Annotated in this window: 21 protein-coding genes and 2 pseudogenes; 11 read left to right on the top strand and 12 right to left on the bottom strand. The window is 55.7% G+C overall.

What is annotated here, in order from left to right; genetic code table 11:
- The first annotated feature begins 126 nt into the window (after positions 1–126).
- Together SD70_RS04430 and SD70_RS04425 are read left to right on the top strand one after the other, a co-directional pair.
- Positions 127–381, top strand: coding sequence for an AbrB/MazE/SpoVT family DNA-binding domain-containing protein (locus SD70_RS04430; protein WP_082053137.1), 255 nt, complete (start codon positions 127–129; stop codon positions 379–381).
- A gap of 129 nt (positions 382–510) precedes the next feature.
- Complete coding sequence (locus tag SD70_RS04425) at positions 511–1,470, top strand: acetylxylan esterase (RefSeq protein WP_041046039.1); 960 nt, start codon at positions 511–513, stop codon at positions 1,468–1,470.
- Positions 1,471–1,522: 52 nt separating this feature from the next.
- Here SD70_RS04425 and SD70_RS04420 read toward each other — a convergent pair whose 3' ends face one another.
- From SD70_RS04420 to SD70_RS04390, 8 genes are all read right to left on the bottom strand, one after another.
- Positions 1,523–2,608, bottom strand: a complete 1,086-nt coding sequence (locus SD70_RS04420) for a Ger(x)C family spore germination protein (protein WP_052487040.1) — start codon at positions 2,606–2,608, stop codon at positions 1,523–1,525.
- A 23-nt stretch (positions 2,609–2,631) separates the two neighbouring features.
- On the bottom strand, positions 2,632–2,763 hold the full coding sequence (locus SD70_RS39125) for a hypothetical protein (RefSeq protein WP_269432415.1): 132 nt from the start codon (positions 2,761–2,763) through the stop codon (positions 2,632–2,634).
- A complete protein-coding gene (locus SD70_RS04415; protein ID WP_041046037.1) occupies positions 2,744–3,721 on the bottom strand; it encodes a GerAB/ArcD/ProY family transporter in 978 nt (325 codons plus the stop codon). Before SD70_RS04415 ends, SD70_RS39125 begins: the two co-directional genes overlap by 20 nt.
- A 4-nt stretch (positions 3,722–3,725) precedes the next feature.
- Positions 3,726–5,102, bottom strand: coding sequence for a spore germination protein (locus SD70_RS04410; protein ID WP_041046035.1), 1,377 nt, complete (start codon positions 5,100–5,102; stop codon positions 3,726–3,728).
- A 491-nt stretch (positions 5,103–5,593) separates the two neighbouring features.
- Positions 5,594–6,667 carry a phosphodiester glycosidase family protein gene (locus tag SD70_RS04405; protein ID WP_041046033.1) on the bottom strand — a complete coding sequence of 358 codons (1,074 nt, stop codon included), beginning with the start codon at positions 6,665–6,667 and terminating at the stop codon, positions 5,594–5,596.
- Between the two features lie 15 nt (positions 6,668–6,682).
- Positions 6,683–7,117, bottom strand: a complete 435-nt coding sequence (locus tag SD70_RS04400) for a hypothetical protein (RefSeq protein ID WP_041046031.1) — start codon at positions 7,115–7,117, stop codon at positions 6,683–6,685.
- Positions 7,118–7,260: 143 nt separating this feature from the next.
- Positions 7,261–8,880, bottom strand: coding sequence for a helix-turn-helix domain-containing protein (locus SD70_RS04395; RefSeq protein WP_041046029.1), 1,620 nt, complete (start codon positions 8,878–8,880; stop codon positions 7,261–7,263).
- Positions 8,877–10,688, bottom strand: a complete 1,812-nt coding sequence (locus tag SD70_RS04390) for a cache domain-containing sensor histidine kinase (protein WP_041046027.1) — start codon at positions 10,686–10,688, stop codon at positions 8,877–8,879. The genes SD70_RS04395 and SD70_RS04390 overlap by 4 nt, the downstream gene beginning before the upstream one ends.
- Positions 10,689–11,040: 352 nt before the next feature.
- Between SD70_RS04390 and SD70_RS04385 the strand changes: the two are divergent.
- The 8 genes and pseudogenes from SD70_RS04385 (at position 11,041) to SD70_RS04350 (ending at position 17,615) form a co-directional block, all read left to right on the top strand.
- Positions 11,041–11,918 (top strand): annotated as a pseudogene (locus tag SD70_RS04385) (carbohydrate ABC transporter permease).
- Positions 11,918–12,751 carry a carbohydrate ABC transporter permease gene (locus SD70_RS04380; RefSeq protein WP_041046025.1) on the top strand — a complete coding sequence of 278 codons (834 nt, stop codon included), beginning with the start codon at positions 11,918–11,920 and terminating at the stop codon, positions 12,749–12,751. Before SD70_RS04385 ends, SD70_RS04380 begins: the two are co-directional and overlap by 1 nt.
- Positions 12,752–12,896: 145 nt before the next feature.
- Positions 12,897–14,213 carry an ABC transporter substrate-binding protein gene (locus SD70_RS04375; protein ID WP_041046023.1) on the top strand — a complete coding sequence of 439 codons (1,317 nt, stop codon included), beginning with the start codon at positions 12,897–12,899 and terminating at the stop codon, positions 14,211–14,213.
- Positions 14,214–14,410: 197 nt separating this feature from the next.
- Positions 14,411–15,379, top strand: a complete 969-nt coding sequence (locus SD70_RS04370; protein ID WP_041046021.1) for an NAD(P)/FAD-dependent oxidoreductase — start codon at positions 14,411–14,413, stop codon at positions 15,377–15,379.
- A gap of 218 nt (positions 15,380–15,597) precedes the next feature.
- Positions 15,598–15,777, top strand: a complete 180-nt coding sequence (locus SD70_RS04365; RefSeq protein WP_041046019.1) for a hypothetical protein — start codon at positions 15,598–15,600, stop codon at positions 15,775–15,777.
- 115 nt (positions 15,778–15,892) lie between these two features.
- Positions 15,893–16,417 carry a hypothetical protein gene (locus tag SD70_RS04360; protein WP_041046016.1) on the top strand — a complete coding sequence of 175 codons (525 nt, stop codon included), beginning with the start codon at positions 15,893–15,895 and terminating at the stop codon, positions 16,415–16,417.
- Complete coding sequence (locus SD70_RS04355; protein ID WP_041046015.1) at positions 16,414–16,725, top strand: DUF2653 family protein; 312 nt, start codon at positions 16,414–16,416, stop codon at positions 16,723–16,725. Before SD70_RS04360 ends, SD70_RS04355 begins: the two co-directional genes overlap by 4 nt.
- Before the next feature lie 632 nt (positions 16,726–17,357).
- Positions 17,358–17,615, top strand: coding sequence for a hypothetical protein (locus SD70_RS04350; RefSeq protein WP_041046013.1), 258 nt, complete (start codon positions 17,358–17,360; stop codon positions 17,613–17,615).
- 204 nt (positions 17,616–17,819) lie between these two features.
- Here the strand turns inward: SD70_RS04350 and SD70_RS04345 are convergent, their stop codons facing one another.
- The 3 genes from SD70_RS04345 to SD70_RS34565 form a co-directional block, all read right to left on the bottom strand.
- On the bottom strand, positions 17,820–18,299 hold the full coding sequence (locus SD70_RS04345) for a nuclear transport factor 2 family protein (protein WP_041046011.1): 480 nt from the start codon (positions 18,297–18,299) through the stop codon (positions 17,820–17,822).
- Between the two features lie 169 nt (positions 18,300–18,468).
- Entirely contained in the window at positions 18,469–19,386 is a 918-nt protein-coding gene (locus tag SD70_RS04340; RefSeq protein WP_041046009.1) for a DMT family transporter, read from the bottom strand.
- Between the two features lie 316 nt (positions 19,387–19,702).
- Positions 19,703–19,948, bottom strand: coding sequence for a helix-turn-helix transcriptional regulator (locus tag SD70_RS34565; protein ID WP_082053128.1), 246 nt, complete (start codon positions 19,946–19,948; stop codon positions 19,703–19,705).
- Between SD70_RS34565 and SD70_RS35780 the strand changes: the two are divergent.
- A pseudogene (locus SD70_RS35780) lies at positions 19,897–20,106 on the top strand (transposase); the annotation flags it as partial. The gene SD70_RS34565 and the pseudogene SD70_RS35780 sit on opposite strands and share 52 nt — an antisense overlap.
- 195 nt (positions 20,107–20,301) lie before the next feature.
- Here the strand turns inward: SD70_RS35780 and SD70_RS04330 are convergent.
- Entirely contained in the window at positions 20,302–21,012 is a 711-nt protein-coding gene (locus tag SD70_RS04330) for a DUF2161 domain-containing phosphodiesterase (protein WP_041046005.1), read from the bottom strand.
- Positions 21,013–21,031 lie beyond the last annotated feature (19 nt).

Below are 21,031 nucleotides of genomic sequence, written 5' to 3'. Positions count from 1 at the left end.
TTTGCAACTCCGGGCCCGCGCTTGGAAGGATTTTTCCCGCCTGCGACGAATACAGTACAAAGATAGGACTATCGATGCAGATCGACAATATTTCACGTGGCGAGGAACGGGGGGGAACAGCCGATGATGAAGCCGGCAGGCGTTGTAAGAAAAGTGGACCAATTGGGGCGAATCGTACTGCCCAAGTCGCTGCGCAAGCGCTATCAGATGAACGAAGGCGACCCGGTGGAAATTTTAGTGCAAGGGGACCATATCATTCTTGAGCGATATCGTCCGAAGTGCGTCTTTTGCGGCAACATGGAGCAGGTATCGGAATTCAAAGAGCGTCACATTTGCGCGAACTGTCTTACCGAAATGAATGCGTACAAAGAAAAAGCGTAGGCAGTGCCCGGATACAGACAAACAGGGGGCGGGAAGAGCACTATAGGCGGCGCGAGAGGTTGCCGGCCTGCGGTGCTTTTTCCTTGCTCTTACGCCAAATAGGGAACAAGCGAAGGGAGATATCGGGATATGCCATTGGTCGACATGCCGCTTGAGAAGCTGCTGCAATACAAAGGGATCAACCCCTGCCCGGCCGATCACGACGCTTATTGGCAGCGGGCGCTGCAGGAAATGCGCGCTACGGATCCGCAGGTGGAGCTCGTGCCGAGCAAGTTTCAGGTGCCTTTCGCGGAATGCTTCGATCTGTATTTTACCGGCGTGCGCGGAGCCCGCATTCATGCCAAGTACATCCGGCCGAAGCATTCCGCGGGCAAGCATCCGGCCGTCGTGCATTTCCACGGCTACACCGGCCACAGCGGCGACTGGCACGATAAAATAGCGTACGCGGCGCTCGGATTTTCGTTCGCCGCGATGGACTGCCGCGGCCAAGGCGGCTTGTCCGAAGATACGGGCGGGGTGAAAGGCACGACGCATCACGGGCATATTATTCGCGGTCTGAGCGAAGATCCGGACAACTTGCTGTTCCGCCACATTTTCCTCGATACGGCGCAGCTGGCCGGAATCGTGATGAATATGCCGGAAGTGGACGAAACGCGCGTCGGCGCGACCGGCTGGTCGCAAGGAGGAGCGCTGACGATCGCCTGCGCCGCGCTCGAGCCGCGCATCAAGCGGCTGGCGCCCGTGTACCCTTTCCTGAGCGATTACAAGCGGGTATGGGAAATGGATTTGGCGAAGGACGCTTACCAGGAGCTGCGCACGTATTTCCGCCATTTCGACCCGCAGCACGAACGCGAAGACGAGCTGTTCACGAAGCTTGGCTATATCGACATTCAATACCTTGCATCCCGCATTCGCGGCGAAGTGATGTTGGGAGTCGGCCTGATGGATACGGTTTGCCCGCCGTCCTCGCAATTTGCCGCATACAACAAAATTACCGCACCGAAGCGGCTTGAGGTGTACCCCGACTTCGCCCACGAGCAGCTGCCCGGTCTGCACGACAAAATCATGCAATTCATGCTCGGACTGTAACAGAACCGCCCGGGATCTCCACAAGAGGCCGGGCGGCTTTTGCATTCTCCCGCTATCCACAATCCCCGTTCCCAATATTCTCACATTCGCTTTTTGTTTCAAATTCAATATTCGGATATACGGCCGTCCACCGGTCCCATTCCTTTTGCCCTACCCGATGGGTCGCGCGGTATCGAAGGCCGAATCCGACCGGATCCACGCCGGCCTTTTGCAGCTTTTTGAACAAGGCGGCGACACGCTGCTCGATCAGCTGCTCCGCCGCTTTTTCATACTTCGGCAAGTCATCCAAGCTGACCGGCGTTTTCGATTCTTCTATAGATGCAGTAACGTTCGTGATGGTGTGAATCACCGGTTTATCGGAGTCGGCCCCGGTTATCGTAAAGTTGCTCTTCACCTTAGCGGCGGAAAGCACCAGGTCGATGTCGCCGGATTTGACCAATATTTCGGTCTTGCTCAGCCCCTGGTAAAAATTGTTTAAAATCAGCGTCTCCCGCGGCTGTAAATCGAGAACTCGCCTCTCTTTGTTAAATACGGTCATCGTATTGACGGACAGCTGGTCCTTGTCTCTAGTTTCGATTATGGGCAAAATGGGATCCAGGCCTCTTTCGTTCATGCGCCGGTAAAAGTCGAACAAATATTCCGACACGATATAGGCCGTCTCCGTACCGGTTTGGCCAAAAATCATAAACAGCATATTCGACGGCAGCCTCTCCGATTGCGGATTGGAACTGAGCACTCCGAGCGCATCAGGTTTTCCGATTCCCATCCACGAGATCATTTGAATGTCCCGGCGGCGGGCGATCCAATCCATGACTTCCGGCAGTGTCGTACCTTCGTCGAACAGATCGTTGCCGAATACGATCGCTTTCGCATGGCCGAAATCCAGTTCCTTGTCCACCTTCGATTTGGCTAGACGCACCGCTTCCGTTAACGTATTGCTCTCAACGGAAACGATGATGTATTTGTTGGAACCGAACCTCTCCTGCCCGCTTGGAATCGCCAGCTTGAGCTCCACCTTGAATTTTTTGTTTGGATCCCGAGGCTTGTCGATGCCGACGCTCACGACAAAAAATCTTTTGTCGATATCTTTAAAGCCGCATCCCGAAGGGATGACGAGCGACACGGCGATGAGCGCCAAAACGGCAATTTTTCCAAACTTGGTTACGGTGCCTTCAACCTCCTTGCCGCATAAACCGTTACAATGACGAGCGACAGTTCCAGCACGAGCCTGATATCCAGCCATATTTCTCCCCATTGGAACAATCTTTTCTCGTTAATCGAGCTGGCTGCCACAAGAGCTTCCGTGACAAAGAGGATGGCGAAGCCCCACGGTACCCAGCCTCGAAAGCGCATTGGCAGCCGCTCTGTCGGAACCAGACTTTTCGTCAATTCCATAGCGACGTGCCAATGCAAAGTCATGCTGACAAACGCAAGTGCGCCGTATAAAAAAAATAAATATGTACATCACCCGCTCGATAAAGCCGAGCTCGATCCGCATCGAATCCGCCGTGCTCATCCAGGCAAACACGTATCGGCCTACGGCATCCGCTCCCAGCATGCCGATGGGAAGAAACATCGTCGTGAGCTCGATGGCGAACCCCAACAAGCCGCCGAGCCAAAGCAGCTTCGGCCGAAAGTTTGGAAATACCCGGTTGAACACTGCCATGTTCGTATATCCGGTAAAAATATAAGTGGCCGCCGCAACCGCGCTCCAGGTAGGCCATTTGTCGTAAAACATGGCGACCGCGAAAACCCCGTCCCACTGCATGCCTTTATTGAAAAACGATTTAAACAAAATAAAGGCGATGAGCGGCACGCATAAAACGATGATCATCTCCAATAAATATAAAACTTTGATGGACGGAAATTGGGCTATCCAGACGACGATAACCGAATATAAACAGATCAAGACCAGATTCGGAATATCGGGATTGATAAATTGCCTCGTCAAATCGGCAAAATACAGCATCGTAATGATGCCCGCCGATTGCCAAACGAATAAATAGCCGACCAGGATGCAGCTTTTCAGCCATACCGGCATGATACAGCCCAAAATTTCGGGAAGGCCTTGCCGCGGAAATTTTTCTATCGATTTCGTGAACGCATACATGAACGCAGTGCCTATCGCCGCAGCCCAGAAGAGCGCCATCACGGCGCCGTCGAACCGCTCCCTGATCAATATTCTCGGCACTAGAGCGAGCACGTTGACGAGCATGTTATTCAGAACCATGTAGTAGAAGTAACGATTCAACGGTTCATGCTCCTCCGCTGTTATTTTTCCCCCTCGAAGCTTTATGGGCTTTTTCCGGCTTCTCGATAAACAGCTTGAAATACGGCTCCCCGAAGCTGTCCAACCGGACTATGTAAGCCAGCAGTGCGAGCAGGCCGGCAACGAGCCCCATTAAGCCGAAGAGAGAAGTAATAACGAGAATTCCGTACTTGGCCACCCGAATCCCGTAGCTCATTTCCATAATCGGGACGACATAGTTGGAAATCGCTACGGCGGCCACGACGATGATCATAATGTTGCTGACAAGGCCGGCCTGTGTCGCGGCTTGCCCCAAAATGAGGCCTCCGACGGTCGTCGCCGTCGAACCGATCGATTTCGGAAGGCGCAAACTTGCTTCCGTCAGCAGCTCCATCATCAGCAGCATGAACGCGACTTCAAAGTAAGACGGGTAGGGGACAGGGGCCCTGCTTCCGGCAATCGACAGCGCAAGCTGGACTCTCACCATCTCAGGGTTAAACGACGTAACGAGCACGTAAAGGGACGCCAAACTGATCGTGGCCAACAAGCCGATGTAGCGGATGAACACCAGAAAGCGGCTGACCCAGTACGGGACGTAAAAGTCGTCCATGGAGGACATAAAGTCGTAAAACACCGCAGGGGCGATTAGAGCAAACGGCGTTCCCTGCAAAAGAAAGGCGATTTTCCCGTGGGACAAATTGTAGACGACGCGGTCGGGCCTTTCCGTAACGATCATTGTGGGAAACAAGCCTTTTTTCGTTTTCGTTAATAACCGCTGCAGCTCTCCTGCCGCTTGAATGACGTCGGTCTGAATTTGATTGAGCGCTTCCTTCACTTTCATGAGCGTATTCGGATTCACAAGCTGTTCGTCGTACACGAGAGCGAGGCGCGTTTTGGACATGGTGCCAACCGCCCAGTACTCCACTTTTAACGAGGGCCGGCTGTAACGGCCCCGCAAAACGTTGAGATTCACCATAATATTTTCGCTTAGCGAGTTGGTTGGGCCTTGCAGCGTAGGTTCGACGGAAATTTCCGAAATTTGCTCGTTTTTCACCAGCTTGACATCGACAAGATACATATGTTTGCCGAAAAAAAGCGCGGCGTGGCCGTCGAGAATGAGGTCCAACGTATTGTCGCGCGACACAAACAGCTTTACGGACGGAAGGTTGTAAAGGTACGCAACAAATTGCTCCAAACCGTCCAAGTTGTAAAAAGGCACCAATATGGATGTTTGAACTTTCTTGTCGTCGACCATGCTTTTGACGAACAGCAGCTGGCCTTCATTGCCGTGCGATTCGCTCTCGTGATACTCGATGTCCGCCGACTCGCCGAGCTGTTCAAACAGCCAGTCGAGCGTTTCTTGATGGTTATGCAGCGTGTTCATTCCGGTAGCTTCCTTTTCCTCTTATCTTTTGCCAAAACGGCGCGTTGTTATGCAATCGCGGACAAGCGGGCCGAATGCGGCGGGCACCGGTTTCCGACCGGTTTTCATCCGCCAGTGCGCCTGGACCGGTACCAATACGACAAAACGCCTCCATAAAGCTTGCGGTCAACCATCCCAATAGGGATGGCGACAACAGCTTTATGGAGGCGTTTTTCATGCGGGAGCTTTTATATCCCTGTTACAGACCCTTAGTCTTATCGTCGTTATAAGCAGCCGTCCAGATCGCAACGAGAAACATTGCGGACGTAAAGATCGTCAGCCAAAATGCAGCGGACATGAGGCGCACCTCCTGTTGTATTCCGATATCCGGTAGGAAGCAATTCGAAGATGGTTATACTTTCTGATTCGGTCACAAGACTACCCCTATTATACCCAAGCGGCAGGCAAAAGAAAACGGCGAAAGTGTGAACTTTGTGCCAGGAAGCCGCCGCTCAGCGGAAAAATAAAAAGTGCGTCGGCAGCGGGCGCAGCTTGCCGTCGGAAGGCCGGTTGATCACTTGGCCGTCGAAGATGAGCGACGATGATCCGCCGCCGTCCAAATTGTAGGCGTCCTTGATGCCGAGCCGTTGCAACCTGGCTTGCAGCTCGGCGAGCGTTGCCCCGGAATTGCCGCTCTCGTCGTTGCCGTTCGTGACGACGAACAGCAGCTGATCGTGCTTAAAGCTGCCGACGACGGTGCGCGCCGCGCGGGCGGGCGACGTTTGCCATTGGGACGGGATCGGCTGCTTGTCGCCGTTCTTCAGCAGCACCGGCACGAACGTTGCGCCGAACGCCGGGCTTAGCTTGTCGAGATCGGCCTGGCTGGAAAAATTGCCGCCGATCAGCTTGCGGCCCGTCGACAAGCCGACGAACGCTGTCCCGTCCCGGCTCGGGAAAAAGCCGTTGACGTATTTGCCGCCGACGATCGTCGTATCGAGAGGGAAGCGCCCCCTGCTGTCGTCGGCGAAGCCGCCGGCGTTCACGCCGGCCACGGCACCGTAACGGCTAGCGGCGGAAAGCGTCGTTTCCGCCGACCCGAATTTGTCTTTGCCGAGCACCAGCTTCATCGCTTTATCGCTCTTCAAATTCACTTTGAGCGCGTAGCCGTTATAGTTGTCGTCGCCAAAATTGAACAGCTTCAGGTCGATATTGGCGGACGACGCCGAGCGGATCGGCTGGCCCAGCTTGGCCAAGATGCGCTGATCGTATATGGCGGCCGGACGCGCTGCCTGAACGGCGGCAACTTTCAGCATGTCGCCGGTAATCGCCGTGCTCTGCTCGTAAATTTGATAAAATTTTTCGATGACGCTCTTCGTCTCTCCGGCGCTGGCCCGCGCTTTGTCGAGCTGCGAAGCGGCGGCTGTGGCGGACGGAATGCCGCCGGCAGCCGCGACGCCGCCCGGAGGAGAGCCGGCCAGAGACGGCAGCGAAATATGCGTCTGCATCGCCAGCATCCAGAATAGCGCTCCGATGAACGGGGCGCAGGCGAGCAGGAAAAGGCGGTTCAACTGCTGCACGTGATTCACTATCGTTCACATCCGTTATTTCAGCATATCGAGATTGGACTTCAGCTCGTCCAGTTTTTTCTTCACGTCGCCGAGCTGGGTGTACAGCTGATTGCTGTTGTCTGTCTTGTTCGATGCGCTGTCTTTGACGAACGCCAGCAGCTCGTTGAGCGTATCCACCTTCGTCTGCAGCTGCGTCATGTCCGCGCTGACGCTCTCTTTCAGCTGGGCCACCTGCTTCTGGTAATCCTCCTGCACCGATTGCAGCTGCTTCTGCGTCTGGGAGGCGATGTCCTGCGCGATTTGCGCTTTCACATGATCCGTATACAGCTTCGCGCCCGTTACCCCGACGCCGATAAGGACGAGCCATCCGGCAAGCAGGAGAACGTACGTCTTGCGCTTCGACTTCGCCGCCGACTTGCTGCGGGGCAGCGGCAGCTCCGCGGATCTTGTCTCGATAGGCGTGTCCATCTTCCCAAACCACCTCAAAATCTAGAAATCTATCGATCAGTATACCATGTTTCCCAGCGGGAACCAATGCATCAGACGTCACAAAACGACATAAGGTTGCGGCAAATAGCGACATTCCCGGCAAAGCCGGCGCGCCCCGCACGCTAAACGTCCCGCTGCTTGCGGTATTCGGCGGGAGACAAGCCGGTCGCCTTTTTGAACACTTTGCTGAAATATTTGTCGTCGCTGAATCCGACATCCGCCGCCACTTCGGAAATGCGCAAATTCGGGTTCTGCAGCAGCAGCTTCGCTTTTCGCATGCGGATTTCGGTCAGGAAATCGGACAGATTGACGCCGAACTCCTGCTTGAACTTGCGCGAAATGTATTCGCGGCTGAGGAAGAAGCGGGCGGCGATGTCGTGCAGCGACAGCTCTTCCCGGTAGTGCGTCTCGATATATTTGGCGATGTCGCGCATGCTGCTCTTCTCTTTATGCCGGGAGCCGGCCAGCAAGCTGGCGAAGCGCATGAAGCGGCCCGTAAACTCTTGCTGCCAGCGCGCGATCGAGAACTGCCCGTCCTCGTCCAGCGCCACGACGAGACGCTGCGGATCGGCAGCCGCGTGCAGCTCGGGCGGCACGTCGTCCGGATTCGGGAAAAATTGCTGCAGCCAGCGAGTGTTGAGCACGGCATACTCGTTCCACCAATGGTCGATCTGCTCCAGCGTAATGCGGTCCAGCCGCCGCACGGCATCGAACCATGGCTGCAGCGCGGCTTGGATTTGGTCAGCGGAGCCGCTCTTCACGGCGACGCGCAAGCTTTCTTCGAAGTCTGCGAGCGACAGCGGATGGCGCGCCGGCTGCTGGGCCGGGGCAAAGTGAATCCAGTCGTTCTTTTGCAGCATATTGCGCTGCCGCAGCGCCTCGCGCGCTTCTTGCAGCGAATCGCCGAGCCCCGCCGGCAGATGCTTCACCCCGCCAACGCCGAAATGAAGCCGGCAGCGGAACGTGCGAGCCATCCCGTTGTTGATGTCCTCCAGCAGCTGGGGCGTACGATCAAGCTGCTGCCAAAGCAGCAGCGCGATTTCGTTGCCGCCCCAAAAGCGGAACGCCACGCCGAGCTTGGCTCTGCTCAAATATTCGTTGCATACGTTGACGAGCGAGAACACGAGCAGGTCCTGGCTGTCGCCGAACTTATCCTTGAGCCGCTTGTCCATCGTATCGAGCCGGATCGAGACGATTTGCCCTTCGGCCGCTCCCGCCGGCATGCCGAATTCGCTCTCCAGCCGGCGGCATGCCGCGCCGAATTGCCCCGGATCCTGAAGCAGCGCCGACAGCTGCTTATCCCAATACACCGGCTTGAGTTCGTTCATTTCCATGCTGCGCTGCCTGTCGCGCCGGCGTACTTCCTCTTCGCGGCGCCAAGCAGCAGCCGCTTTGGCCAGCGCTTCGTTCAGCTGCTCCGGGTCGATCGGCTTCAAAATATAATCGGTTCCTCCGTATTGCACCGTATGCCGCACCAACGAGAAGTCGTCATGGCCGCTGACGACGACCGTTTTGCACTCCGGGGCGTTGGCGTGCAGCCATTCGAGCAGCTGAGCGCCAGACGCCGCCGGCATCAGCATGTCGGTGACGATAACGGCCGGCTTTTCCAGCCGGATCAACTCAATGGCCATTCGGCCGTCGGAAGCCTCGAGCACCGTCTCGACGCCGAGCCGGTCGCGGTCGATCAGCAGCTTCATGGCGTCGCGCACATGTTTTTCGTCATCGACGAGCAAAAGCTTCATTCGGCAACGCCCCCTTCCGGCGTAAAAGGTTGTAAAGCGGCAGGAATCGTTAGCGTGACCCGCGTCCCGCCTTCCTCGCGGTTATCGATCTGCAAAGACGCCCGTTCGCCGTAATAGAGACGCAGCCGCTGCAGAACGTTGCGCAGGCCGATGCCCTCTTCCTCGTCGGCATTCGGGCTGCGGCTCAGCTCCGCCCGCAGCAGCGGGAGCCTGTCCGGTGCGATGCCCGGCCCGTTGTCCAGGGCGGCGAGATGCAGCATGCCGTCCCGGACGAAGCTGCGTACGATCAACTCGCCCGGCTCGCTGCGATTCGGCGCGAAGCCGTGCTTGAAAAAGTTTTCGACGATCGGCTGCACGATCATTTTCGGCACACGGACGGCGAGAGCGGGCTCCTCCAGCTCGTAAACGAGCCGGATCCGGTCTTCGAACCGGTGCCGCTGCAAGTCGAGATACGCCTTCACGTGCTCCAGCTCTTTGGCGAGAGGGACGATCGCCTCCTCCGTCGTCATGCTGTACCGCATCATTTTGGCCAGCGAGGAAATGAGCGAATAAATGCGCGGCGCTTCGTGCTGCAGCGCCAGCGTGCCGATCGATTGCAGCGCGTTGTTCAGAAAGTGCGGGTTGATCTGCGCCTGGAGCGCCTTCAGCTCGTTCGTTTTATTGGCCAGCTCCAGCTTGTATTCGCGCAAAATCAAATTGTTGATCGTCTCCATCATCGTCTGAAAGCGCTGCGCCAGCACGCCGATCTCGTCCTTCGAGCCGATGCCTTCGATCTTGGCGTCGAGATTGCCGCTCTGGATTTTCGTAATGGCGCCGATCAGCCGCTTCAGCGGCGACGTGATGCGGACGGAAATGAACAGCGTGGCGGCGACGATGACGAGCAGCGAGACGACGGCGATGCCGACCTGAATGCCGGTCAGCTCGCGGGCGCTGCCGTACAGGAAATCGTCGGGAATTCGTTTGACAAGAACCCAGTCCATGTATGGCGTCTCGACCCGCTCGAAAATGTGCATCGCCTTGCCCCAGTCGAAGCTCCCGGACTCGGGCTTCGCGCCGCCCATCGCCTGCTGCAGCCCTTTCGTCAGCGCTCCGTCGTCCGGAAGCGGGCCGGTGGCGAAGACGACTTTGCCTTGTCCGTCCAGCAAGTAGACTTGCTCCCGGCCGGGGGTGACGAGCTGCTCGCACACGGTGCGGATAACGTCGGGCTTAATATCGATCGAGAGGGAGCCGAGCACTTTTTTGGAAGGCACGTCGTAGATTTGCCGATGCATGGAGATGACCGTCTCGGGGGGATAATACGGAAACTGCTCCTTCATCCCGTAGTAGCTGCTAGGATGCGACGCTTCCACATAAGCTTCCACGCCGGGAGGGAATTTGACTTCGTTGTCAGGCTGTATGCTGCGCTTCGTAGAATCGTGGACGTTGAGCGTCACCAGCTTGTTTGCCTCGACATAGAGCCGCGTCTGGAACACTTCCTTGACGGCGTGCGAAATGTTTTGCAGTCCGACGTAAAGTTCTCCCCGGCTCTGGTAATCGTCGGCCCCCGTCTGCAAAATGGCAAGCAGCGGATTGGAGTTTTGCCGCTGCGTCGCTTTGTAAATAAGAAACGAATTTTCGTTGAGCGTATTCATGTAATCGACCAGATTCGTCTTCGCCTGGAACAGCAGGTTGGCATTCTCGCGGACGGAGCGGTTTTTCAGCGACTCCTTCGTGTAGGCGTACGTAATCCCCATCGAGAGCAAAACGGGGACGGTCGTCGCGATCAGGAGCAGGGCGATCAAACGGGTGCGGATGCTGTATGCGTGCAAGGATGCCGCCTTCCTTTCGAATCGGTATGGTCAATATTTTGCACCAAATGCGTCACCATCCTCTGTGGTAAGCGGTACGCGACGTCTCGTATACTTGGTGAACTAGGGGGTGCCCGAGGAAGGCGGAGCGGAGGATGGGAATGTGAGTCGGAGAGCGCCTTTGAACTCGTGTTCCGACCTTCTAATCGATTCATGGGAACACGAGTGTGGGCGAAGCCGGAGACTCACATTCTTAGGTCCGCAGCGCAGCCATATTTTCTTGGGCAGCCTATACACTACTACAAGCACTTCGTCCGCAGACGCCTGCTTGCACCGGCGGCTGCGGCCACCACAAGGTTGGAGGGAATGCAGCATGAACAGAAAAGGGTCCGAATTCTCGCAGCAGCTTGTTTTCGTAGGTCCGGCCCTCGTCTTCTTCGTCATTATCGTCGTGCTGCCGTTTTTGCTCGGCATGTACTATTCGTTCACGAGCTGGAACGGCGTGTCGGGGCAAGTGACATGGGTTGGCTTCGATAATTTTAAGACGATCTTCGCGAATGATCAAGATTTTTGGCGCTCGTTCTGGTTTACGGTCCGCTTCACCGTCGCGGGGTGCTTATTACGAACATAGTCGGCTTCCTGTTGGCGTTCCTGCTCACCCGGCCGCTGAAGCTGCGCAACATGCTGCGCACCGTGTTTTTTATGCCGAATGTGATCGGAGGCTTGCTGCTCGGCTTTATCTGGCAGTTCATTTTCGTCAAAGGATTTGCCGCCGTCGGCGACATCACCCATTTGCCCTTCTTCCAGCTGCCGTGGCTCGGCGACGAGACGACCGGCTTCTGGGGCATCGTGATCGTGTTTACGTGGCAGGCGGCCGGGTATTTGATGGTCATCTATATCGCCGCTCTGAGCAACGTGCCGAAAGAGCTGATCGAAGCGGCGCGCATTGACGGCGCGAGCGTAGGCCAGATGCTGCGCAACGTCATTTTCCCGCTCATTATGCCGGCGGTCACCGTCTGCTTGTTCCTCGCGATTTCCTGGTCGTTCAAAATGTTCGACCTGAACTTGTCGCTGACGAAGGGCGGACCGTTCCGCTCGACGGAATCGCTCGCGCTCAACATTTACAACGAGGCGTTCCAGAACAACCGCTACGGCCTGGGCACGGCGAAGGCGCTGCTGTTTTTCCTGATCGTCGCGATTGTGACGTCGATTCAAGTGCGGATAACGAAAAGCAAGGAGGTCGAGGCGTAATGGAAACGAATCGTTACGGCGTTCGCTTGTTCGCGGTCGAGCTCGTGACGGCGCTTGTCGCGCTCCTATTCCTCGTCCCGTTCTGGTTCCTGTTCGTCAACTCGGTCAAAAGCTTCGGCGACTTGCTGTCCAACTCCGCAGGCTGGCCGCAAGCGTTCCATTGGGAAAACTATACGAAGGCGTGGACAATTACCAAGTTCCCGCTCGTGTTCTGGAATTCACTGCAAATTACCGTGCTGGCGAATCTCGGCATCGTGCTGTTCAGCTCGATGGCGGCCTACCGGATGGTGCGGCGCAATACGCGGTTCAACCGGCTGCTGTTCGCCGCGTTCGTAGCGGCGATGGTCATTCCGTTCCAATCGATCATGATACCGCTTGTGAAAGTTGCGTTCAATTTCCATTTATTGAACAGCATTTGGGGGCTGACGGTATGCTACTTCGGCTTCGGCATCCCGCTCTCGCTGTTCCTGTTCCACGGCTTCATCAAATCGATCCCGGTGGAGATCGAAGAGTCCGCCGTCGTCGACGGGACAAGCCCTTACGGCGTCTTTTTCCGGATTGTGCTGCCGCTGCTCAAGCCGATGTACGTGACGGTCATCATTTTGAATTCGCTCTGGATTTGGAACGATTTCCTGCTGCCGTCGCTCATTTTGCAAAAGCCGGAGCTGCGCACCATTCCGATCGCGACGTTCTCGTTCTTCGGGCAATATACGAAGCAGTGGGACTTGGCGCTGCCGGCGCTCGTGCTCGGCATTTTGCCGATCATCATTTTCTTCCTGTCGCTGCAACGCTACATCGTCGAAGGCATTACCGCCGGCTCCGTCAAAGGATAATCGACACTGCTCCCTAATGTTCGGGACAACTCGTCAATTTGTTACACCATTTTGTTCAATATTATCGGAATACAAACAGAAGTGTATTTTTTATAATCAACTTGCAAAACTAAGCAAGACATGACGATAAAGGGAGGCTCTTTTCATGAAAAAGGGATTAACGTTAGCCATGACGGCTGCCCTGTCCGTCTCGCTGGCCGTTTCCGGCTGCGCGAAAAAAGACACGGGGGGTGCCGGCGCGAACGCGGGCACGAACGCCGGCGGCACCGCGGCTCCGGCGAAAAACGTCACGCTGAAAATTTTCCAATTCAAGGTAGAAATCGCTGAAGCGTTAAACAAAATGAAAACGGAATACGAAAGTTCCCATCCCGGAGTCACGCTGCAAATCGAAACCGTGGGCGGCGGTGCTGACTACGGCGCGGCGCTGAAGGCGAAGTTCGCTTCCGGCGATCAGCCCGACATTTTCAACAACGGCGGCTATCAGGAGATGGCGACGTGGATGGACCACCTCGAAGATTTGTCCGATCAGCCGTGGGTGAAAAACGTGCTGCCGGTCGCGAAAGAGCCGATGTCGAAAGACGGTAAGCTGTACGGCATGCCGATGAACGTTGAAGGCTACGGCTTCCTGTACAATAAAGACTTGTTTGCAAAAGCGGGCATTACCGAAGAGCCGAAAACGCTGTCGGCGCTGCAAGCGGCGTGCGCCAAGCTGCAGGCTGCGGGCATCGTGCCGTTTTCCAACGGCTATCAGGAATGGTGGGTGCTCGGCATTCATAACTTCAACGTAGCTCTCGCCAAACAGCCCGATCCGGCCAAATTCGTAGCCGACCTTTACTCCGGCGCGCAAAAAATTCCGGGCAACCCCGTATTCAAAGACTGGCTCAATCTGCTCGACACGACGGTGAAATATTCGTCCAAAAATCCGCTCACGACCGACTACAACACGCAGGTGACGCAGTTCGCCAAAGGCGAAACGGCGATGATGCAGCAGGGCAATTGGACGCAGGTGCAAATTTCGGGCATCAACCCGAACATCAAGCTCGGCGTGCTGCCGATGCCGATCAACGACGATCCGGCGCTGAACGACAAGCTGTTCGTCGGCGTGCCGAACAACTGGGTCATCAACAAAGATTCGAAAGTGAAAGCCGAGGCGAAGGAATTCCTGAACTGGATGGTATCGTCCGACGTCGGCCAGCGCTACATGACGAAGGAATTCAAATTCATCCCGGCGTTCACGAACATCTCCGCCGATCCGAAAGATTTGGGCGACATTGCCGCCGTCATTATGGATTACAACAAGGCCAACAAAGTACTGCCTTGGGTATGGGCTCGTCTCCCGGACGGCACGACGCAGGAGTTCGGCGCGAGCATGCAGGCGTACATCGCCGGCAAAATGAACAAGGACCAGCTGCTGGACGCGTTCCAGAAATCGTTCGACAGCCACAAGACAGCGGCGAAGTAACAAGAATAAGCCGTTTACGCCGTCCTTATAGACGAGCGCGTTTGCGGCGACCAAGTATCGGCAAAGCCATATAGTTTCCGACGGAGTGATTGAGCGCGGCTCCCTTCCCTTTGCGGGAAGGGAGCCGTTTTGCCGTATGAAACGGTGCGGATAGGGCAGGCTACGCCTGAAAGCTGATGCCAGAGGGAGGGCGGCGGATGGATTCGGAGACGTATGACGCTATCGTGGTCGGAGGCGGAATTGCCGGTTTGCAGGCGTCGATTCAGCTCGGCCGATACATGCACAGTGTGCTCGTGATCGATAAAGGAACGGGCCGCTCGACGTTGTGCCGCAGCTATCATAACGTGCTCGGCTATCCGGACGGGGTAGCCGGCGAAGAGCTGCGGGCGATCGGCCGCCGCCAGGCGGAAACGTATGGCGTCCGGTTCCGCGTGGAGGAGGCGGTTCGCGCGGACCGGCTCGAGGGCGGACGGTTTCGGGTGGGCGGCAGCTCGGGGGCGGAATTCGAAGCGGACGTGTTGCTGATCGCTACCGGCGTGACCGACCGCCTGCCCGACGTGCCGGGGCTGAAGCCTTGTCTGGGCCGTACCGTGTATATTTGCCCGGACTGCGACGGTTACGAGGTGCGGGGCAAGCGGACGGTCGTGCTTGGCTCCGGCAAAGCGGGGGCCGGGATGGCGCTGGCGCTGCGCTATTTTACGGACAAGCTGGCGCTTGTGAACCACGCTTTCCTTGGGAGGCCGGCGGAGGCCATTCCCGAGCAGCTGGAACGGAGGCTGCAGGCGGACGGCATCGAAGTTATGACGGGCAGCATCGCGGAAGTGTTGGTGCAGGGAGACGGGCTGTTTGCCGGAGTAAGGCTGTCGGACGGACGGGAAATCGCCGGGGAGCGGGCTTTTACAGGGTTCGGCGGCAACGAGGTGAACACCGAGCTGTTCAGGCAGCTTGGCGCGGAGCGAATGGAATCCAAGCACGTCATCGCCGACCCCCGCACGAAAATGACGTCCGTCCCCGGTCTGTTCGCCGCGGGCGACGTCGGCGTCCATTCGGAGCAGCTCACGATTGCGATGGGAGAAGGCCAGCAGGCGGCGATCTGGATGCACAAGTCTTTGCTGCAGCGGCGCCAGGCGGCGAAGGATAATCGGCAGCCGGCCGGCAAACGATAACAGGGAAACAGGCTGCCCGAGAAAGAGATTTGCTGCGCAAAACCGCAGCTCTCCGCCCCACATCCCATTCTCCGCTTCACCCATCGTAAGCATGAGCCTTTGAACTCGTGTTCCAGGAAGAAGCCGGAGACTGACATTCCCAATCCGCAGCGCTGTCATACTTTCTCGGGCAGCTTGGGAACAACATGATGTTCGAAGCAAAGGAGGTTAGGTCTGAGATGGCGAGAATGGCAAAACAAGGGGATTATAACAAGAAAGGCAACGCCGACAAGACGCTGGACGAAGCGCTGGATGCGAAGGTGACCGTAAACGGCGAGACGAATTCGCAGGACGACGCGGTGGCGGCTTTGGCAGGTCATTTGAATAAAACGGCGGATGACGACGATGTGCTCGGCTGACGGGCACGGCGCTAGCCGGGGGAGTTGTTGCCGAGCGGAGCGGGCGGTTGAAGGCTGTCATGCAGTGACGCGCTGCGTGCGGGGGGCTGCAGGAGGCGGTTTGCGGAGGGCGGTTATGGCGGCGGCTTTGGTGCTCGCTTTGGCACCGGCTGCGGCGCTGAAAGCGGACGCGGCGGCCATCGTTCCGCCAGTGCCGGTTGTCCAGGACGGCACGGTGCAGCAGCAGACGGACGACGGCACGTTGGAGCAGCAGGCTTTGCGGGGCGGCGCGTATCGATCGCCCGGCGGAACGTTTTCCGGCGGAGCGCGGCCGGGCGGGGGCACCTATCGGACAGGGCCTCGCACACCGTCGCCGGACGTAACGCGTCCGCCGCGTACGACGACGCCCGGCGGCGGGGCAGGGTACGTCCCGGGCCGGACAGGAACGTTCCTGGGCGGAATGGCGGCCGGGGCGCTGCTCGGTCATTTGCTCAACCCGTTCGCCGGCTTCGGCTGGGGCGGCTATGGCGGTTATGGAGGCGGCTTCGGCATGTCGCTTCTCAGCTTGCTCATTTGGGCCGGCCTGCTGTATGCGGCATACCGCGTCATCCGCCGTCTGTTCGGCGGCGGGGGGCCGCGGGGCGGAGGCTGGCCGCGATGAAAATATGGTTCGCCGAGCAGGACGTCATCGACGCGGCGTGCGTTTATGTGGCGGAGACGTACCAGGTGCCGATCGAGCGGCTGAACGCCGAACTGCGGTACGACGAAGGCATCGGCATCCGTGGTACGGTGGAGGATCGCGAGCACTCGCGATTGTTCGACTTGTCCGAGCGGGATTTGGTCGACGGCGCTGTGTTGTATTTGTCGAACTATCATTCGTTCGATCCGCGGCGGCTGACAGTGGAGCTGCAGTTTGACGAGAACGAAGGCGTGACCGCCGTGGTGGAGAAAGTGGAAGTTTCAGGGTGAAGGCTGCATCCCGGCAAACGGGAGGTCATGTGCGTATTGGAGGGAAGCCGTAGCTCACGTCCGGGCGAAATGGAGTATTTGGAGGAAGGCTCCGACTCGGCAAGCCGGCAACGGAGCGGATTTGAGTGGGAGCTCCGACTCGGCGCAGGAGTGCAGTGGGCACCTTCGATCAAAGTCTGTGGCGGTTTGTGCTGCCGCAGACTTTTTTTGATTGATAAGGGATGTTTAAGTTCTTTAGTGCGATAAAATTGTTGGGTATAGCATTGTTTTACGGCATGATTAGCTTCCGTATCTACGCGGTCGTTTGCTACGAAATCTTGACCGTAATAAGTGTGCCGGCTTGAAGAGGTACGAACATTCCTGGTTCGCGGATTTAGGGGAACCCAAATCGCCGGAAATGCACTTGAGACGGTTAGTTCATACATAGGAGCGATACCATCGAGGTTTAACTGGAATTCCTCCTGTTATTGATGCTTGTTGAAACGATTTCATCCAATTACATGGAAAACCTGCCGCTAATTTCAACGAATTCTTCCAATACAGAGAAACACAGCCGATTTTAAATGCCACACAGTTCCGGCCTAAGTTAAGACACTATCTAAGGCCGGGTCGCGTCGTGAATTGAAAGGAGGATGAGAAATGCCAATTGCATTTATGTAAGCGAGGCAGAAAAAATCCGCAAAACTCAGTGTGAGCAACTGCTTGAAGTTTGGGCAAAGCTAGCTAACATAAGCAAAGAATATTGTACTATCAATCTAGTTGAGAATATGATTCAAGTCGGAACGGCATATAAAGTAATGGTGAAGCTTTTTCTTCCAAGCTTATGGGGGAATAAATCGATACAGAATCATTTAGAAGTAAAACCGTCAGATGTATTCATTATGACTTAGATTATTCAATCTGGGCACGTAATAGATAGAGGGAATGAAGAAGAATGGTAATTAATCTGACTTTGAGAGCGAATTCTAGCGAGTTGCTGGACTCGAACGGGATCAGCTATTGCGTTAGACGAGATTTATAGTATTTTTTTACCATGCGATCTCCTTGAACTCAGGTTGAAGGTTTCAGGATTTTCCATATTGATCCCCTTTCCCCTATTTTTGTTGTAGAGCGGCCAAGTTCATAATATTTTGATTGCCACTCGCCCAAACGGCTGTCATGACCAATTCGGTAATTTTCCATTGACCGTCTTCCTTCACGAAGCGAAACAAATATTTCCCACCGAGTGTCCATCGGCTTTCTCCGAATGGGTTTGGAAATTCATGCTGCGCTTGGAAGTAGGCACGGCAAATGGCCTGATGCTCGCTTTCGAGGTCGACAATATGATTCGAAATCAAATGCTGCGTCGCCTTTAAAGGCGTCAACCCTTTATTCCAACTATCCATTAACACTTCAGCCGGAATCGCAGCCGGTTCGCCTCCTGCCAACGACGTATAGTCCACGGTCACTTTTTTCGTGAATAACTGCTGCAATGCTTCCCATTCCCGATTGTCTGCGTAATAGGCAAATTTGGATATCGTTTCGATAATAGCCAGTTTGTTTATCCAGTCCAATTGTACTTGAGCGTTGTCCATGGTTTATTCCTCCCGAGTTTTCATATATCTTTTGGTGCGTTCAGATGTCATCCCGAACACTTGACTTAAGAATACCCTGTTTACTTCTTATATTCTTGTAAGTTTACATCATCTGTTTGTACAAAATGCGCAAATCCGAGCTATACTGTAAAACGCTTGAATCGCTGCGTCATAGAGACCTCTCCGTATTCGCAATGACTTCTTTTCTCGCCCCACCCCGAACGTTCCCTATTGCAGTAATGACACCTAAAATGACCGCGAAGGTACCGGTTACCTGTATCCACCCCATCGATTTGCCCATCAAGGCAGACAGAATCAGCGTCACGACAGGAACCAGATTAAAAAACACAGAGGTTCGACTTGCCCCAACCTTCGCTATCCCTTGATTCCACCAAAGAAAAGTGAGTACGGCACCAAATGTCCCCATAAAGACGATGGAGACCCATGCTATTGTGAGTGAAGCCCGCGAAACGTCTGCCGTAAAGTGATTCGCAAAAGGCAGGAAACAAACTGTAGCGACCGCCATGGTCATAGTCGAGGTTGCCAACGGAGTGCTGCCTCGGAGCAACTTTCTTCCCAGAACTCCGTATAACGCCCAAGTGATATTCGCCCCCATCGCGAAAAAGTCACCTAAAGAAATGGAAGCAATCTGCGATAACACCCCGTTGGTGATCACAAACAGCACGCCTACCATCGAACACAACATTCCGATAATTTGCCGTATACGAATGCTTTCCTTGAGCAGGGGCACGGCCAGGATCGATGTTAATATAGGATTTGTGGCCATAATCAAAGCGGGATGAAGCGGCTGCGTAAATTTTAAAGCTGTAAACTGCAGGGCATTGGTTACGAACACGCCAACTGTGCCCAAAAGAATGTAAACCCAAAGCGATGATCGGATCGAGCCCCACGACGGCCTTTCTTTTGCCAAGAAAAGCAGTAACATTAGTATTGTAGCGATGATGAATCTCCACGCTGTCACCGTCAAAGGAGGCATCGCCTGTATAGCCAGCTCGCCGGCATTGAAACTAGCCCCCCAAAAAACAGCTGCTGCAAGCAGCCGGATATACGTCCAACCTTTTTTCATTGATAACCCCTCCTCATACCAAGTTCTCACTAATCTAGGTCTCAGTATAAGGCATTCCAGTTCTGCTATCTTGTACGTTCCGCTCGCATTTTTGCACAAAAAAACCACAATCATGGACGTTGTGGCCAAGAATATCCTTTAATTATGATTAAAGACGAACTCCCGTGGAGAGGGGGGATAAGTCCGTAATTCGTTGGAAATGCCGATTCAAATGACTTTGATCCGAAAATAAAGCTGCCGTCGTTCTCGCGGCAGCTTCTTGATGTGCATCCATGGATACGTGATAACTTTAAAGCGTGGTTCGCAAATCATGCAGTCACCTGAAACTTTGGATATACTCGCGCGGGGTGACGCCGACAATACGTTTAAAATGGCGGTGCAGATGGCTCTGATCGCTGAAGCCGAGCGACGCCGCGACCTCTTGGACGGGACTGCCTTTGACGAGCAGCTTTTGCGCTTTGTAAATTCTTTCGCGAATGACATATTGATGAGGAGCATGCCCCGTAGCATCTTCAGCCGTTCGCCCAGTTGCACCCGAAGGGCAAGAAGAGCGGCCGCCCAACTTTTACTATTGAAATGTACATCCGTCTCATGGTCCTGAAGCACAAATACAACTTGGGCTACGAATCGCTTGTGAAAGTAGTCGGAGACAGCATCACGCGGCAACTGTTATTCTGGATCGCCATCGACGAACCGATGCCGGACCCGTCCAAGCTCATGCTCCAATTGCCCGAAAAGCAACTGCTGCAGCAACCGGGGCCATGTACGCTCGAAAATGCCGCCGTAATTGCACTAGACACAATTGCGGAGGCGTTACTGCGCGATCATCCGGATTGAATTGCCAAAAAGGCAACCGCAGCAGTACCGAGGGTTGCCCACATATGTGGAACGCTTAAGCAGAAGCAGGCACCGGAATCAGGCTTTGGCGCGCAGAAGCTCGCTTACGACGTGGCTGTACGTCGCGAGCGCGGTTTGTCCCTCCGGCGCGAGCGCATAGACGCCGCGCGAAACGCGCTGAAACCAGCGGTAATAGTTGTCTTGCAAAAAAGCCGCGGCTTTAGGGTTGCCGGTCAGCTCGCGCAGCTCCCGCGGCGAAAGCGGGCCGCGCTCCCGAAGCAGATGCGCGATATGTAATGATTTCTCGCGATAGGCGGTGACGAGCTTGCGCTGCGAGCTGCCGCCGACGTTGTAGTCGCCGCTGCGCTCGCGGAATTCGAGCGCCAGCCGCTGTGCGCCGCGCTTGCTGTGACGAGGTGTATATGGCTCGGGGTGACAAAGAAAGTCGACCGCGGGCTTTTTTCGCTTATAAAATTGAACGGTTATGAGTCCGAGCCCGAGCATGCGGCACAGCCGCTGCAAATCGGACCATGCGAGACCGTGCGGAGCGCGCCCTTTCGCCGGCATTTCGCAGGCGACGTACACGAGATCGCTCAGCTTCTGCCGCTCGATGCCCTGCACGAGCAGCGGCAGGTTGAAGCTGCGCTTGAGCTCGACGATGAGCGGCGGCTCGTCGCCGCGCACGGCGACGACGTCGCAGTGGTTTACTTCTGCCTTCACTTCGTAGCCGAGCCTTTCTAACGCTTGCTTGATCGGCTCGTACAGCTCGGTTTCGCTCTGGATGGGCACGGGAGCGGGCTCCTTTCGC

It is taken from the genome of Gordoniibacillus kamchatkensis, from assembly GCF_000829455.1.
In the GTDB taxonomy this organism is placed as follows: Bacteria; Bacillota; Bacilli; order Paenibacillales; family NBRC-103111; genus Gordoniibacillus; species Gordoniibacillus kamchatkensis.
This window is presented reverse-complemented; position numbering and strand designations above follow the sequence as displayed.